This window comes from Mycolicibacterium sp. ND9-15, from assembly GCF_035918395.1.
GTDB lineage: Bacteria > Actinomycetota > Actinomycetes > Mycobacteriales > Mycobacteriaceae > Mycobacterium.
Map to the genome: position 1 here is coordinate 3,239,445 of NZ_CP142362.1, position 16,054 is coordinate 3,255,498.

The 16,054-nt window shown below is 62.8% G+C and carries 11 protein-coding genes; 2 read left to right on the top strand and 9 right to left on the bottom strand.

Features of this window, described 5'->3' with window-relative positions:
• Window positions 1-202 precede the first annotated feature (202 nt).
• The 3 genes from htpG to QGN32_RS15670 all read right to left on the bottom strand — a co-directional run bounded on the left by htpG (window position 203) and on the right by QGN32_RS15670 (window position 5,266).
• Complete coding sequence (gene htpG, locus QGN32_RS15660) at window positions 203-2,143, bottom strand: molecular chaperone HtpG (RefSeq protein ID WP_326545274.1); 1,941 nt, start codon at window positions 2,141-2,143, stop codon at window positions 203-205.
• A gap of 320 nt (window positions 2,144-2,463) precedes the next feature.
• Window positions 2,464-3,264, bottom strand: a complete 801-nt coding sequence (locus QGN32_RS15665) for a GAP family protein (RefSeq protein ID WP_326545275.1) — start codon at window positions 3,262-3,264, stop codon at window positions 2,464-2,466.
• A 586-nt stretch (window positions 3,265-3,850) separates the two neighbouring features.
• Window positions 3,851-5,266 (bottom strand): condensation domain-containing protein, encoded by a 1,416-nt coding sequence (locus QGN32_RS15670; RefSeq protein WP_442791714.1) that lies wholly within the window; start codon window positions 5,264-5,266, stop codon window positions 3,851-3,853.
• 399 nt (window positions 5,267-5,665) lie between these two features.
• On the opposite strand from QGN32_RS15670, the gene QGN32_RS15675 reads away from it, so the two are divergent.
• A complete protein-coding gene (locus QGN32_RS15675; protein ID WP_326545276.1) occupies window positions 5,666-6,934 on the top strand; it encodes a glycosyltransferase in 1,269 nt (422 codons plus the stop codon).
• 162 nt (window positions 6,935-7,096) lie between these two features.
• On the top strand, window positions 7,097-8,503 hold the full coding sequence (locus QGN32_RS15680) for an IS1380 family transposase (RefSeq protein ID WP_326545277.1): 1,407 nt from the start codon (window positions 7,097-7,099) through the stop codon (window positions 8,501-8,503).
• A 251-nt stretch (window positions 8,504-8,754) separates the two neighbouring features.
• On the opposite strand, the gene QGN32_RS15685 is transcribed toward QGN32_RS15680, so the two are convergent.
• The 6 genes from QGN32_RS15685 to QGN32_RS15710 all read right to left on the bottom strand — a co-directional run bounded on the left by QGN32_RS15685 (window position 8,755) and on the right by QGN32_RS15710 (window position 15,962).
• Window positions 8,755-9,876: an NAD-dependent epimerase/dehydratase family protein gene (locus QGN32_RS15685; protein ID WP_326549096.1), complete on the bottom strand. Its 1,122-nt coding sequence runs from the start codon at window positions 9,874-9,876 to the stop codon at window positions 8,755-8,757.
• Between the two features lie 159 nt (window positions 9,877-10,035).
• Window positions 10,036-10,836: a GAP family protein gene (locus QGN32_RS15690; protein WP_326545278.1), complete on the bottom strand. Its 801-nt coding sequence runs from the start codon at window positions 10,834-10,836 to the stop codon at window positions 10,036-10,038.
• A gap of 222 nt (window positions 10,837-11,058) precedes the next feature.
• Window positions 11,059-12,390, bottom strand: a complete 1,332-nt coding sequence (locus QGN32_RS15695; RefSeq protein WP_326545279.1) for a WS/DGAT/MGAT family O-acyltransferase — start codon at window positions 12,388-12,390, stop codon at window positions 11,059-11,061.
• A gap of 56 nt (window positions 12,391-12,446) precedes the next feature.
• Window positions 12,447-13,694 (bottom strand): IS701 family transposase, encoded by a 1,248-nt coding sequence (locus tag QGN32_RS15700; RefSeq protein ID WP_326549097.1) that lies wholly within the window; start codon window positions 13,692-13,694, stop codon window positions 12,447-12,449.
• Window positions 13,695-13,913: 219 nt separating this feature from the next.
• Entirely contained in the window at window positions 13,914-14,606 is a 693-nt protein-coding gene (locus QGN32_RS15705; RefSeq protein WP_326545280.1) for a rhamnosyl O-methyltransferase, read from the bottom strand.
• An 84-nt stretch (window positions 14,607-14,690) separates the two neighbouring features.
• A complete protein-coding gene (locus tag QGN32_RS15710; RefSeq protein ID WP_326549098.1) occupies window positions 14,691-15,962 on the bottom strand; it encodes a glycosyltransferase in 1,272 nt (423 codons plus the stop codon).
• Between the last annotated feature and the right edge of the window lie 92 nt (window positions 15,963-16,054).

The window sequence follows — 16,054 nt, forward strand, 5'->3', positions numbered from 1 at the left end:
CCGCCGTCGTCCTGCAACTCCAAAATCATAGCCCGCCATTTGCATGCAGGCGGCCAGCGGTGACCGGCGGCGAGTATGGCGCATCGCGAGGGAACCATCCCTGCCGCTCAGCCGCGCTCAGCAGCAAGGAGTGAGACCCTACCGGCCATCCGCGTACAGGGCCTGTGATTGTCGCTGCGACGAGACACGCCGCGGTTGGGGTCTACACCGTACGAGCCAGACGGTCCGCGAGCAACCCGGCGAACTTTGCCGGATCGTCTGGCACATCACCTTCCGCCAGAAGGGCTGTGCCGTAAAGCAATTCGGCTGTTTCGACCAGCTGGCTCATGTGGGCATCGTCACCGCCCGCCTTATGCGCCTGTTGCAGGCCGATGACAAGTTGATGCTTCGGGTTTAGTTCCAGAATCCGTTTTCCGACGGGGACCGTCTGTCCCGAAGCCCGATACATGCGCGCGAGCGCCGGCGTGACCCCGAAGGTGGGTGTTATCAGGCAGGCCGGCGACTCGGTCAGCCGACCAGATAACCGCACTTCCGCGACATGCTCACTCAAGGTCTCCTTCAACCAGGTCAACAAGTGGGCGAAATCCCGCTCCTGTTCTTGACGCTCGGACTCGTGCGCCGCTTTCTCGTCCTCAGAGTCGAGATCCACTTCGCCCTTTGCGACCGATTGCAGCGGTTTGCCGTCGAACTCCGGCACCGAACCCACCCAGATCTCGTCGACCGGATCGGTGAGCAGTAGTACTTCGTAGCCCTTGGCCTTGAACGCCTCGAGATGAGGTGACTTGAGTAGTTGGTCACGCGATTGTCCGGTGGCGTAGAAGATCTGCTCCTGTCCGTCTTTCATGCGTTCGACGTACTCGGGCAGGGTGGTGAGTTGATCGTCGCTGTGCGTCGAGGCGAACGACGAAAGCCCAAGCAGCATGTCCCGGTTGTCGAAGTCGGACATCAGGCCCTCTTTGAGCACCGTGCCGAACTGGCTCCAGAACGTGCGGTAGTCATCCGGCCGTTCGGACTGCAGTTCCTTGACCGTCGACAGGACTCTCTTGGTCAGACGACGACGGATGGCGGTGACCTGTCGATCTTGCTGCAAGATTTCGCGAGAAACGTTGAGCGACATGTTCTCTGCGTCGACGACACCCTTGACGAAACGCAGGTACCTGGGCATGAGCTCGTCGCAGTCGCTCATCACGAAGACTCGCTTGACATATAGCTGCACGCCGATCTTGGCGTCCCTGGTGAAGAGGTCGAACGGGGCTTGCGAGGGAATGAACAGCAGCGCCTGGTACTCGAAAGTTCCCTCGCCCTTCATCGTGATGATTTCCAGGGGCTCGTCCCAGGCGTGGGCGATGTGCTTGTAGAACTCGGCGTACTCCTCTTCGGAGACTTCGTCTTTGGGCTTGGCCCAGAGCGCCTTCATCGAGTTGAGGGTCTGCGTTTCGATGGTGACGGTGGTCTGGCCACCCTCCTCCGTGGCGGGGGTGACTCGCTCGACCTCCATCCGAATGGGCCAGGCGATGAAGTCCGAGTACTTCTTGACCAGCTCTCTGATCTTCCAATCAGCCGTGTAGTCGTGCAGTTGGTCCTCGGCGTCTTCGGGCTTGAGGTGCAACGTCACAGATGTCCCCTGCGGAGCGTCGTCGACCGATTCGATCGTGTAGGTGCCGTCACCGCTCGACACCCAACGGGTGGCACCACTTTCGCCGGCCTTGCGCGTGAGCAACTCGACCTTGTCGGCCACCATGAACGTCGAGTAGAAGCCGATCCCGAACTGACCGATCAGTTCCTCCGACGCCGCGTCGTTCTTGGCTTCTCGCAACTTCTGCCGCAGCTCGGCGGTACCTGATTTGGCGAGAGTCCCGATGAGCCCTACGACCTCGTCGCGCGTCATACCGATGCCGTTGTCCCGAACGGTCAGCGTGCGCGGATCCTTGGTCACGTCTATTTCGATGTGGAGATCGGAAGTGTCGACGTGGAGGTCCTTGTTCCGCAGCGATTCCAGCCGCAGCTTGTCCAGGGCATCTGAGGCGTTCGAGATCAACTCCCTGAGGAAGGAGTCCTTATTGGAGTACACCGAGTGGACCAGCAAATCCAGCAGTTGGCGCGCCTCTGCCTGAAACTCCAGCTGCTCGACGTGTGCAGTCATGTGATTCCGCTCCCTGAGTCAACGTTCGACTAACAGATACCGGCAAAGATGATAGCGAGCGAATTGATACTCCGGTTCCAGTGCATCCCGGATTCCTCCGCAGTTGAGCGCGCAATGCGAGTTGCGGTCACACCCGCAAGCCAGTGACGCGTCCGCATTGCCGCGCGCGGGTGCGCACACGGTCATGCGGCGCAAGTGGCAAACAAGTGAGAACCGCCGAGCCCTCGGTCACCGACCGATGCGTAGTCGGTGGAGAAATCAAGATCGCCTGACACCGCCGCTTACAGGCGAGCTCCGCACCACTTTCAAGCGCGACCAACTCACGCTGAAAGCATGCCATGTGCCACCAACGACGCCCCAACCAGTGCGAAGAGGGCCACCACGAGCTTCCGTCGGTTTGCCAGCGCCCAGTGGTGCAGCCGTCGCAGGGACGCTTGGGTTCTGGCTGGCGTGACCAAATTGCTGACGAGAATGATCTCCTCCACCGCAAGCATCGTGAAGACGAACACGATTGCGGCAGTGATCTGTACGCCCAACGAGGCTCCCGACGCCACAATGAGTGCGAGTACGAACACGATCCCATCCAGTGTCGGCCCCATTACCATGCCGATCACGAAGGCCACCCACACGGAACCGTTTTCCCACGCCTCGCGGATGCGTCTGAGCAACCGGCGGATTGCAGATCCGTCTTCTGTCGCAGCATTCTGACTGGGGCTCAGCAGCCGCGAGATTGCCCTCGGTGCGTGCGACTCCAGTGCGGGTGCTGACGTGTCGTCAGAAGTCGCCGGTGCAGGCGGTTGGCGGGCCTGTTGGTTGGCCGCCAGAAGCACTCCCATCACCATGGCGACCAAAAGGCAGAGCACACCAATGGCGATGAAAATGTGCCTGATGGTGGGGTTCGCGGCTGGGTTGGAAACATCCGTGAGGAAATTAAACGTCGGTATGACGTGCAGTAATACCAGGGGAGTTATCAGGCCATAAAGACCGGCTATCGCGCAGGCGATCCAGTAAGCGAACAGGTTTTGCATTGGCCGTGGCCGAGAGATCAGGAGAAGAATGACGCCGAGACGCAGGGGACTGACCGTCGTCATCACCGCCAGCGCCAGCAAAGAACCCCACATGGGCAGGAACACTACTCTGTTGGTTATTTGCTGCTGACTTTTCGAGCTTCTGTTGCTCCTTCTCGGCCAGTCCCGCGCACTATCCGCTACGGGCGGGAGAGTCGCTGCACGCGGGGTAGGCTGTGCGGTTTTATTTACGCATTGCCATCCGCGCAAACTGTCGTACTTGTCTGTGCTCCCATACCGCCCAGCAGGCAACATCGATGGAAGTCGCGGTTCCATAGGTCGCCTCGCAGCGACGCAAACTGCCGTTCGTTAACTCGGCTATGGGGTGATTCAGTCGATTGCCCGGGCCGGGCGGCGTCCAGGAGCCGAACCGGTCTCCATCAGGGTTGCCGAAGGTGGTACAGCCGATTCTCACGCTCAGACGGTGTGTTCGCTAATCCCTGGCGCTGCGGCGGCGACGGAGCGTCCCATCGCTGGGTGCCGCGCATGGTTCTGACAGTCCGTCCTCACTCAGCGCTTGCCACCTCCGGCGTGCCGCCGCAGCGGGCCATCTGGTCGGGTCGTCGCGGCCCCAGCCTGGAGGAACGGACCCGCATGCAGCGGCCCCGACCGCTGAAATTCGCCACACGTGGATGATCTGTTAACTGATCTCACCGGCCAAGCCGAACTCGGCCAGCGTGCTCGCAGCCAGCTCGCCCAGAGCGGCCCGTGTGTTCTCTGCACCCGGTTGATAAGCGGCGACGGTCGTCATCACTTTGTCGCGTATGCGCCACGACTGCACAATCATCTGACCGCCCGTTCGGTCCAGCCACTGTCGGGTTACGTGTTGGCGAACCACCCGCGCGGTGACGTATTCGGCATCCGTGCCGTCGAGTCGGCACAGCACCGAACCCAGGTCGCCGAGATTGGAACAGAAAATCGGCTGATCGGGATCGTCGGACAGCGCATCGGATAGCCGTTTGAGTGCCCGCTTCGGCATGAAGTGGGTCAGCCAAAGGAACTGCAGCGACTCATCGGGCGTCTCCCGCATCGTCTTCAGCGCCTGGTTGATGGCGGCGCGGACCCCACGCAGATCGGTCGTCACCCGAGCCGGGTCCACGCTGGCGCGCGCAAAAGCCATTGCATTCGCACGCGTATCTCCGTCCACGCGCTCGTTCATAGGGAGTTGGAGGGTGACGAGGCCGTCGCCGGCACGTCGACGACCGATACGTTCCCCGAGTTTCGCGGCAAGCCCTGACACGAGCGTATGAGGGGCTCCGCCGAGCGCCGCCGCACGAGCATCCCACTCCTGAAGGTCGATGTAGACCGTGATCGTCGGTACGACGATCACGTCCTCGCTACCACCTCGATCGTCACTTCCACCGGGAGCGACGGGCCGTGATGCCGGTGGTTCGGCATCGCCGTTCCAGCGTCGACGGGCCTGTCTAGCTGCCACCCCGAGCGCTCGGGCAACCTCAGGCGCGTCTCGCGCTGTTCGTCGAGCATCCTGAACGACAGCCTGCAGTCGACCGCGCGAATTCGGAGGAGGGTAGTCCAGCCCGCGCTTGTTGCCCATGATCGCATCAGCCAGCGCAATGGCGAGGCCGATGCCGTCGATCAAGTAGTGGGAGACCACCAGGCTGACCGCAGTCGAGCCGTCCGTCATCGGAAGGAAGTCAAGACGCCAGCCGGGTCCCCGTTCCGGATCGATGGGAAGCTGTGCGCACTCGTCAGCCCAGTCGCTGAGCTCGGCACGCGGGCGGGCGCACTCGGCGATATTGACGTCCGGCGGCGTCCGATCTGAGACCCACCGGTTCCGGGCGAACGGCAGCGGCGAACGCTCGATGCGCCGGCCCAACAATCCGTGACTGAGATTGTGTTGGAAACGTCTGACTCCATCGAAGTCGATGGGGTGCTCATAGACCCACACGCACTGTATGACTTCCTTACGCCCCGTGGCACGCTGCGCCGCAAACAAGGCCTGGTCCACGAACGCGAGTCGATTGTCTAGCAGCGCATCATCGTTGGACGAGCGCTTCTTCAAGAATGTGTGGGCACGAGGGCTATGGTCTGGCACGAATCAACCTCCGACCACAAGGATCGATCTTCTTGTGACGCCCCATGGCCCGCGCGCCCACTCACCGAGTGCGACGTCGCCGGCCGCGGCGTGGGCCTTGCTGGAGTCGAGCCACTTCATCACGGGGAGAGTAGTCGATCCCTGTGATCGCATGCACATGGATGTGTCGAGCAGGCCAGTAGATCCAATGGGCCACCAGACACTTGTTCCAGCAGAGCTCACGCCATTCAAGGTCAGCCGGCGCCTGGGCCCTCCGCGAGGTCAGGTGGGAGCCAGCTGCTGGCCATTGGGATAGACTGCCGGGCGGCTGAGCTGGGGGTGAGGCTCCCGCTTTCACTTCGCAGAAACGTGCTCAGGAAGTGAAAGGCTAGGGTTTGCATTGAAATTTGGACCTCCGCGATGAAGTTTGTGTTGGCCAGTTATGGAACTCGAGGCGATGTCGAGCCCTTCGTTGCCGTCGGCCGTGACCTCTTGCGAAGAGGGCACCACGTGCGCATGGCCGTTTCGCCCGATCAAGTCGGGTTCGCCGAGGCGGCTGGGCTTGCGGCGGTTGCGTACGGACCGGATCCGCGGCAATGGCAGGACGTGCACCGCGAGTTCCTGACACGGCTATTCAGCAAGTTCTGGAGGGTCCGGGATCTGATCAGACTGGGCCGCCAAGATTGGGAGCTGACTAGCCACTGCTGGGAGGAGATGAGCACGACGCTGACGACGTTGGCGGCTGGCGCTGACCTACTGTTCACCGGCGTCATCGACGAGCAGCCCGGTGCCAACGTCGCGGAGTCTCTGGACATTCCGCTGGCCACGCTGCATACCTTTCCGACGCGAGCCAACGGCCATCTGGTTCCCAACCTGCCCGCGCCGCTTGTCCGTTCCGCAATGACGGTGTCCGAATGGATGGGTTGGCGCGTGATGAAGAAGCTCGATGACGCGCAGCGCCGTGAACTAGGCCTACCGAAGGCAGCGGGCGTCTCGTCGCGACGGATGGCCGAACGTGGATCGCTGGAAGTTCAGGCGTACGACGAGGTGTGCTTTCCTGGGCTGGCAGCCGAATGGGCGAAATTCGATGGCCGGCGGCCTTTCGTCGGCGCGCTGACGATGGAGTCGCCAACCGACGCCGATGATGAGGTCGGGTCCTGGATCGCTGCCGGAAACCCGCCGATTTTCTTCGGCTTCGGCAGCATACCCGTGGAATCCGCCGCCGACACCGTCGCGATGATCAGCGCAGCCTGCGCGGAATTGGGTGAGCGGGCGTTGGTGTGCTCGGGCTGGAGCGACTTCAGCGACGTCCTCAACTCCGAGCACATCAAGGTGGTGAGCGCGGTGAATTACGAGGCGATCTTTCCGTCCTGTCGCGCGGTCGTACACCACGGTGGCGCAGGTACCACGGCCATAGGTCTGCGCGCCGGAGTCCCGACATTGATCCTTTGGACGTTGGCCGACCAGTCGTTCAGGGGAGCGCAGGTCAAACAATTGAAGGTGGGCACCGCCCGGCGCTTTACGACCACTACACCCGAATCGCTCGTCGCCGACCTTCGCGAAATCCTGAACCCGCAATACGCAACCCGGGCCCGCGAGATCGCAACCCGCATGACCGAACCTGCTGCCTCCGTTGCCCAAACCGTCGATCTACTCGAGAACTTCGCCCGTTTCAAGCGTGTTGGTTGACGGCGACGGGAAGCCCGCCGGAATTATCGCGTCGGCCTAGCCCGGATTTTTCGCGGTTTGTCGCTATGTAGCGGTGTGTAGATATGCGAAAGTGCCTGTCCTGCAAGGAATAATCGGACTTGTCTAAGGTTCAGATCGTTCCAGCTGGAAGGCACCTCGCAGGTGAAGAATATCGTGGCCGGTTCGCGGGTGAAAGTGTCGGCTGATGGGCATGGGGTCGTGTCGCACGCCGGGATGGGCATGCTGCGCGAACTCGCCGACCGGACCGGCCTATCAGCGCAGGTCACCGCCGCGTTGGCCGACACCTACCGGGGTCCGTGGGTGTACGCGCCCGGGGAGGTGTTCGCTGACCTGGCCGCCGCGGTCGCTGACGGGGCCGATTGCATCGACGGCGTTGGCCAGCTGTGCGGGGACCGTGAGCACGTGTTCGGTGCGAAGGCGTCGACGACCACGATGTGGCGGCTGATTGATGAACGGATCGACGCCGCGCACCTACCGGCCGTGCGCGCCGCACGTGATGCGGCCCGGGCGGCGGCCTGGGCCGCTGGCGCTGCCCCGGCGGCCGGAGAATGGCTGCATATCGACATCGACGCCACCTTGGTGATCGATCATTCCGACAACAAGGCCGGCGCTACACCGACCTGGAAGAAGACGTTCGGTCTTCATCCGCTGCTGGCGTTTCTGGATCGCCCCGAGATTTCCGGTGGGGAAGCCCTGGCCGGGCTGCTGCGCACCGGTAACGCCGGCTCCAACACCGCCTCTGATCACGTCATCGTCCTGGCCCAGGCGCTGGCCGCCCTGCCCGCGGCGTGGCAGCCCGACCCCGATCATTGCGACGACCCCGATAAGCCGAACGTGCTGGTGCGCTGCGACACCGCCGGGGCCACCCACAAATTCGCCGACGCCTGCCGCACCGCCGGGGTCGGGTTCTCCTTCGGCTACCCCGTCGACATCCGGGTGCAGGACGCGGTGGACACCCTCAACCTCGCCGAGGGCTGGTACCCGGCGATCGACACCCACGGCGGCATCCGCGACGGCGCCTGGGTCGCTGAGGCCACCACCTTGGTCAACCTGTCTGCCTGGCCGCCCGGGACCCGACTGATCCTGCGTAAAGAACGCCCGCATCCCGGGGCCCAGCTGCGGTTCACCGACACCGACGGGATGCGGGTCACCGCGTTCATCACCGACACACCCGCCGGTGTCATCCCCGGACAGGTCGCCGGCCTGGAACTGCGCCACCGCCAACACGCCCGCATCGAAGACCGCATCCGCGAACTCAAAGCCACCGGCCTGCGTAACCTGCCGTGTCAGTCCTTCTGGGCCAACGCCGCCTGGCTGGAAATCGCCCTCGCCGCCGCCGATCTGGTCACCTGGACCCGGCTCATCGGCTTTCGCAGCCATCCCGGCCTGGCCCGCGCCGAGATCACCACGTTCCGCTACCGGGTCCTGCACGTGGCCGCCCGCATCACCCACGGCGCCCGCCAACTGCGACTACGCCTCGACGCCACCTGGCGCTGGGCCGCAGCGATCGCGACCGCCTGGCAACACATCCGCACCGCCTTCGGATAGAACTCCGGCCCACCTGACCCACCGATCAGAAAGACCAGGCCCCCAGGAAAGCCCGCACACCCGGCGACACGGGACCGATCAACCACGTCACCACACCGAAACCACTCCCCAGCAACACAATTCAGCAGCGGAACGGCACCGCATAAACTTCGATGCAAAATCGAGGCTAGTAATGATTAGTTCGGTCGCACGCGGTCGATGGAGAGGACGACACGCGAAGTGCCATCCTGCACCTCGCGGTAAGGATGCCGTTAACGCGACTCGTCATGCCTCAGAACAGCATCATTAGGTACATGATTGTGATCGCCTCGCGCGGAGGACATTTGGGACTGCTCGGCGATCCATTTAAGCAGTGCATGCAAACCATCCTCAAGTGCCCACTTCGGACTCCAGCGAAGCTGGTCTTTCGCCGGCTCGATGTCGCAGCTCGCGGCGCGCACGTCACCGTCGCGAAACTTTGGTACGACGTTCGGCTCTGGGGCGTCGCAGATTGCGCTGATCTTGCAGGCGAGTTCGTAGATGGTGGTCGCCATACCCGATCCGATGTCGAGGCAGCGCAACTCCGACGCAGGCTTCTGCACCGCGGTCAGCATTGCGTCTGCGACGTCATCTATGTATACGAAGTCACGCACTATCCGACCGTCTTCGTAGACCTCCAATGGGGATTGCTCGCACGCCAAACGCGCGAACAGAGCGACTATTCCCGTGTATGCGTTGGTCAGTGATTGACCCGGCCCGTAGACGTTCTGTAGACGCAGCACGCTGAGCTTGGTGTCATGCGCGGCCGTCCACGCAGCGAACATGTGTTCCTGCGCGAGTTTGGTCGCTGCGTAGATGTTGGTAGGCCGCGGCTCCGTTCGGCCCGCGCAGCTCGGGAGCGGTACCGCAGGTGTACCTGTCGGCCCATGGGGATTCCACAGCCCAGCCAGAAGTTGAGCGTGGCTGCGCGGGCGCGGATAGAAGACTTCTTCGCCGCATTGCCAAGCGCCCTCGCCATAGACAGCCCTTGATGACGCTAGGACAAACTGCTCGGGCACGAGTGCTGCTCGGCCCAGAGCGTCAAGTAGCTGGGCGGTTCCCACGACATTGACCGAGCCGTGGCGTGTTGCCTGGGAGAGCGACTGCGCAGTCCCCGTCTCGGCCGCCAAATGGACAAACTGGGAAGGCCGAAACAACCGAAGGACGGCGTCCCAGTCAGGCGCATGCGTGACATCGCCAGTGAACAAGCGGACGGACGGCGGCAAGTTCACTGCTTGACGTCCGGCGTGCACCTGTGGATGCAGGACGTCCATCACGGCGACGTCATAACCGGCTTCGACGAGACGATGCGAAAGCGCGGTCCCGATGAAACCTGCCCCACCAGTGATAAGCACGGATGTTGACAACGGCAGAGCCTCCGGTTGATCTGTTGAGGACCTAGGTGACGGCACACTTTACCGTGGGTGCGATCCGGTCCGGTCGTATCGGCCTCAGACTGCGATGCGCCCGACGAGCGCTGGCCCCGGTCGCCCGAGGCGGCCTCCGCCTCCGGGTCAGACGAGGCCCGTGCCGTTGGCCACCAATGCGATGCCGCCTACTGCGAAGAGGGCAACGAGAAGTTGTCGACGGTGCTCGAGTGCCCAGTCGTGCAACCGTTGCACCACGCCTTGGGTTCTTGCCGGTGTGACCAAATAGCTGGCGAGCGCGATTTCCTCAACCGCAAACATTACAAGGACGAACGCGATAACGGCGCTGACCTGCGTGCCGGTCGCGGCTCCCGTGGGCAAGATGATAGCGAGTACGTATAGAGCGCCGTCGGCTCCTGGTCCCGATAGGAGTCCGATAACGAATGCGACCCATAGAGATCCGTTTTCCCACGCGTTGTAGGTGCGGGCTAGCAGCCCCCGAATTACACCTCTACCTTGCGTCGACCCGTCTCGTGCGGGACTAAACAGCCGCGTGATCGCGTTCGGCGTACTCGATTCCTGCGGCGATTCCGAAGCGTTCCCACTCAGGGCGGACGCTTGCGCTCGCTGGCGCGCCATGTGTCGAACAGCCATCACCGCGGCGATGATCAGCGCAAGCACACCCACCCAGACTTGAACGAGTCGGACGGTGGAGTTCACGTCAGTGGCCGGGGTGCCCAAGTCCTTTGCGAAGGACGCAAGCGCTGGAGTGTTATGCAGCACCATCAGCGGAACCAGCAAGAAAAGAACGCCGACTGTCAGACAGCCGATCCAGTAGATCAGCAGGTTCTGCATGGGCCGTGGCCGGGAGATCACCAGAAGGGCGATGCCGAGACGCACTGGATTGAGTCCCGCCAGAAGCGCCAGCGCCAGCAGTGACCCCCACACGGCCGAAACACTACTCTGTCGGTTGTTCTGTCTAGGTTCTTGTGAACTCAACCGAGTTTGTTCCGGCTGTCCTCCATGCCCGTGGGCTCGAATAGCCCCGGTCGAGCGGTATCCCGGTAATTATGCCGCCGACGGGTTCGCCCCTCTGGGGCGGCCCCGGTCGAGCGGTATCCCGGTAATTATGCCGCCGACGGGTTCGCCCCTCTGGGGCGCCATGGCGGATCAGATATCGGTTGCCGTGAGCGAAAAGTCGTGCAACGTGCCCGAGAGTTCTTGTCGCAAATCGTCGTTGGTGTTGGGCCGGCCCGGCTGATATGCAGTGGCCGAGACAAAGACCCGTTCTTGCGCTCTGCCGGAAAGAAACACCTGCAGTCCGCCAAGCCTGTGCATCATCGTCCTGGTCGGGCTCGGGTAGAGAATCTTCATGGCGAAGTAGCCGGCGTAGGTGCCATCGGCTCGGGTCGCGGCTGGATCGACCACACCCAGATTGGATGAGACCGCGAAAGTGGCCGCACTGCCGGCGGCTCTGACGAGCCGCTTCGGCAACAGGGGCAACAGGGGAACGAGCGACAATACTGCCTGCTCATCGTCGGCCACCTGCTGGTGGCGAATCAGCGCTCGTTTGATTGCGGTCCGAAGCTCGCGAAGATCCGTCGTCACAGGAGCGGGACTGACGGCGATGGAGATAGTGCTTACTGCATTGGCTCTATCGTCCCCCTCGACGCGCTCGTTCACAGGCAGCCTCAAGGCGACCGAACCGTCACCGTTGACCCGTCCCAGCCGCTGAGCCAGACGGGTTGCCAGTCCGGCGAGCAGCGTGTTGCTGGTGCCCCCGAGCTCGTATGCGCGGGCGTCCCACTGATCGGCATCGACGGAAATCGTCACCGTCGGAAGCGTCATGGTTTCGTCGGCACCGGCTGGTATTGAAGGTGCTCGGGTAGGCCGCGGAACTGCAGCTCCGGCAGAACCGCGACTTTGTCGAGCCAACCGCGCTGCAGCTGCCACGCCGCGGCCGATCGCGGGTGTGTCGCGCGCGGCCTGGCGGACGTCCTCGCGCAGCGCTTGCCACCGACGGCGGGACCCGGCAGCGGGCAAGCTCATCGGGTCACCCCGGCCCATGGCAGCATCGACCAGCGCTTCGCAGAGCCCAACGCCGTCAGTGAGGCAGTGCGAGACGACCAAACTGACCCCGGCGCCGCCGTCGGTGAACGGGAGCACCGCGAGGTGCCAACCCGGTCCTCGCTCGACATCCAGTGGCCTGAGAGCCTGCTCCTCGAGCCAGGTATCAAACTGTTCACGTGGTCGGAGCGGTGCGACGATCTCATTGGCGGATGAGCCTTCGGACGATATCCAGCGGTGGCGTCCGAACGGCAATGGTGACCGTTCAATACAACGGGATAATCTTCCGCGCTCGAGGTTGTGATGGAAATGCTGTAAACCGTCGATGTTGATCGGGCGGTCGTACACCCAAACACACTGAAGCAGGCTGGTGACCCCGGTCGCCCGCCAGGCGTCAAACGCCGTCTGATCCTGCGGATCGAGTATGTTGCCCATCATCCTTAAGGTATATGCCTCGTGGCGTCACCAAGTACTGCAGCCGTAGATCGGGATCATTGGTGTTCGCGTCGTCGGTAGTGGGATTGTCGGGCGCGGTATTGATGTCGTCGGCGCCATCGTGACCAGGCCAGCAGCGTGGTGATGGTGTGGTTGGTGGCCAGCAGGAGAGCGTCGAAGAGTCGACGAAACTCGTTGACGGTCAATGCGATCAGACCGGCAGGGGTGGGTGTGGTGGTGCGTTTGACCGCGGTGGTGACGGCCAGGAACGCGTGAGCGAGCATGGCCAGCGTGGTCCAGCGATACCAGGATCGCCAGCGCCGGACCTGGTGTTGATCGAGTCCGACCAGGCCTTTGGCGGCCTGGAACGATTCCTCGATGCGCCACCGTTGGCCGGCCACCGCTACCAGGGTGCGCAGCGGCACTGGCCGCGGTGAGTAGCAGCGCAGGTAGGCATGCTCACCGGTGACATCGTTGCGGCGGATCAGCAAATGGTGCATCCCCTTGTCGGCGTCGTCTTCGGGCAGCAGCCGAAACCACGCCCACGAGTACAGCCGCGGGCCGTGTGCGCCGGCGCCGGCGGAGTGGCGCTGCCAGGCCCGTGCGGGAATCAACGCGGGTAGCGCGTCGACGCGAATCGGGCCGGCGTGGGTGGGGACCCGTCGGTTGGCCGCCACGGCCAGCACATAGCCCAGCCCATGGCTGCGCACGGCGGCCCGCAATCGTGGGTCAGCGCCATAGACTTCGTCGCCGGCCACCCATGCCGCCGGTACGTTGGCGGTGACCGCGCGGTCAATCAACGCCGTGGCCAGTCTCGGCTTGGTGGCAAAGCCCCTGTCTTGCTGCGGGATTCCGGCTTGATTGCAGCGATCGGAATCCTCGGTCCACGACTTGGGTAGGTAGAGGGCGCGGTCGATCAGGGCGTGCCCGCGGGGTGCGGCGTAGGTCAGATATACCGCGACTTGGGAGTTCTCGATGCGGCCCGCGGTGCCCGAGTATTGCCGCTGCACCCCGACCGACTGTGTGCCCTTCTTGACGTCACCGGTCTCGTCGACTACCAGGATTGCTCCCGGATCGCCGAACGCGTCGACGACGTAGTCGCGCAGGTCGTCGCGGACGGCGTCGGCGTCCCAGCTGGCGCGCGCCAGCAGATGCTGCAGACCATCGGGCGTGGCGGCGCCGCGGTGTTCGGCGATGGTCCAGCAATTCTTGCGGTCCAGGCCCGAGACCATTCCCAGCATGAGTTCGCCGGCATGGCGCAAGGGTTCATATCGGGCAAAACGCGGCGCGATCCGATCGATCATCGCCGAGTACTCGGTCCACCACCGATCGGGGTCTACGCTGGCGACCGCGGTGACCGCGGCCAGTTCTATTGTCTTCACAAACATCGAATGGTGCCGCGGTCACCGCTCTGACCAGCGTAGACACGCCCACAACCGCTAGCCCCGATCTACAGCTGCAGTACAAGGCGACCAACGGCTGCAACGTTGCGTACACCTTCAGGGACATGCCGGCCGGATTTATCAATTGCGGATCAAGAACCCGTTGGTCGCGAATGTCCAGCCAAATTTGTTCTCCCGCTTCACATCGTGGGTATAATCGTTCGGGTGCTCGTGCTCGTACGCCTCGATGGCTTCAAAGGGGCCGGGTCCCCATCCAGGTAGCACGGGATGGCCGTTGATGTTGGAGTCCTCGACTATGAGATAGTCGCCCGCAGAGAGTAAGGGCCGCAACAATTTCATCTCGGCCAGTACGTGGTTCATTGAATGGTCGCTATCCAAAATGGCGAAAACCCTGCCCCGAAATCGGTCTTTGAGCAGCCGGATTTGGTCGGCGATCATCGGGACCGTCGACGACGATTCAACAAACTCTATGTCGGGGTCACGCTGGGCCGCTGGGTCGAGGTCCTTTTGCGAGATGTCTACGGAGAGCACCTTGAACGGTTGACCCATCTGTCTCATGATGGTGGCGAAAAATAGGGCGGAGCCGCCGTAACGGGTGCCGAACTCGATGATCAGGGACGGCTTCAATTCGAAGAGTATCTCCTGGTAATTCCACATGTCACTGACGGACTTCCAGCAGCCGACACCCAACCATGTGGCTCTGTTCTGGATGAGGGTGCCGTAGTACCACTTGTGATACTCCTCGGCAACCGCGTCGGTAGGCCGGTAGATCAATCCCGCGACACCACTAGATATTTGCCGCACCAGTCCCACTATGTTCCCCGTTTCTCATCAACGTCGATCTGAGTGACGCATTGTTTCTACGATGAAGTCCAGTCCGCTTTGGCCGACCTCGGATCAATAGCCCTTACGCGGCGACTGAGCGAAACTCTCCACCAGATCGGCTGCTGCCGCGACGCTTTCGGCGGGCTGGGTCATTCGGGTGGCGAGTTCACGGGCTCGGGCTGTGTATTGTGCGGCGAGGATCCCGCGAAGGTCGCTGACCAATGAATCCTGTGTAGTGGTCGAAAACCGCCGACCGGAGCCAACTTTGAGTCGTTTGACTTGAGCTGCCCAGAGAGACTGATCGGGCCAGGTCCAGAGGATCAGCTGGGGGACTCCGGCTCGGAAGCCTGCGGCTGCGGTACCCGCGGCGCCATGGTGGACGACTGCCCGGCACGCGGGGAAGGTTGCTGAAAAATTCACCGTGCGTGCGATCTTGACGTTGTCGGGGTAGGGGATATCGGTGAAGTCACTCCAGCCGGCACAAATCAAAGCCCGCTCACCCAACTGCGCGCACGCCGCGCTGATCATGGCGACGGTATCGGCCGGCGAACCCACCGGGATGCTGCCGAAGCCGAAGTAGATCGGCGGTGTTCCCGCGGCAATCCACGACGCCACCTCGTCGTCGTCATCCCCCGGCAAATCCATCATGAGCGCTCCGACGAAAGGCCGTTGACCATCGTATTTCGCCCACTCGGTGGCCAGGCCCGGGAAGCAAACCTCGTCGTAGGCTTGAACTTCCAGTGATCCGCGTGCTGTGATGTGGCGCTGTGAAGGGCGGGTCGCCTCGGGCAGGCCGAGTTCGCGACGCTGTGCGTCATCAATCTTCTTGCCCATGCGCCAAGTCAGCCACTCGTACATTGTCATTGCGGACCGAGCCAATGGTGCCGGGATGTTGGCAAACAGCTGACCGTGAGCTCGTGCCGGGAAGTAATGGATGGTGGCGAGCGGAATGTCGAGATATTCGGCCACATTGGCAACGGTCTCTTCGAAAACCAGTCCGGTGATCAGCACGTCGGATCCCGTTGCCTGCCACGTCAGCGTCGTCCTGATCTCCTCCCGGCACTGGGCAACGGGTTCCCACACCTCGCGCCAGGACCTGATCAAATCCGGAATATTCCAGGAGTTGCGGAACAGCCGGTTGAAGAAGTCGCGGTGTTCGTCCAGCCACGGCCGGGTGTTCGGCCCGAAGGCGACCGCCGTGAGCCCCACCGACTCGGCGAAGCCGACGAGGTCGGGCGGGACCGCTATGCAAACATCGTGGCCTCGGCGCAGCAATTCACGGCCGACAGCGGCGCACGGCTCGACATCGCCACGACTTCCATAGCTTGCCAGCATGAATTTCATGGCGGATTCAGGCCCTTCACATCCGGGTGATTGGTTCGCTGCTGCTCGTCTTGCGTCGATTGAGTTGACCATACCCACTCGGCGAGGGGGTG

Excerpts from the sequence above, each read along its gene's own strand:
- htpG (WP_326545274.1), bottom strand. The coding sequence starts at position 2,143 with ATGACTGCACACGTCGAGCAGCTGGAGTTTCAGGCAGAGGCGCGCCAA.
- QGN32_RS15665 (WP_326545275.1), bottom strand. The coding sequence starts at position 3,264 with ATGTGGGGTTCTTTGCTGGCGCTGGCGGTGATGACGACGGTCAGTCCC.
- QGN32_RS15675 (WP_326545276.1), top strand. The coding sequence starts at position 5,666 with ATGAAGTTTGTGTTGGCCAGTTATGGAACTCGAGGCGATGTCGAGCCC.
- QGN32_RS15695 (WP_326545279.1), bottom strand. The coding sequence starts at position 12,390 with ATGGGCAACATACTCGATCCGCAGGATCAGACGGCGTTTGACGCCTGG.
- QGN32_RS15700 (WP_326549097.1), bottom strand. The coding sequence starts at position 13,694 with ATGATCGATCGGATCGCGCCGCGTTTTGCCCGATATGAACCCTTGCGC.
- QGN32_RS15710 (WP_326549098.1), bottom strand. The coding sequence starts at position 15,962 with ATGAAATTCATGCTGGCAAGCTATGGAAGTCGTGGCGATGTCGAGCCG.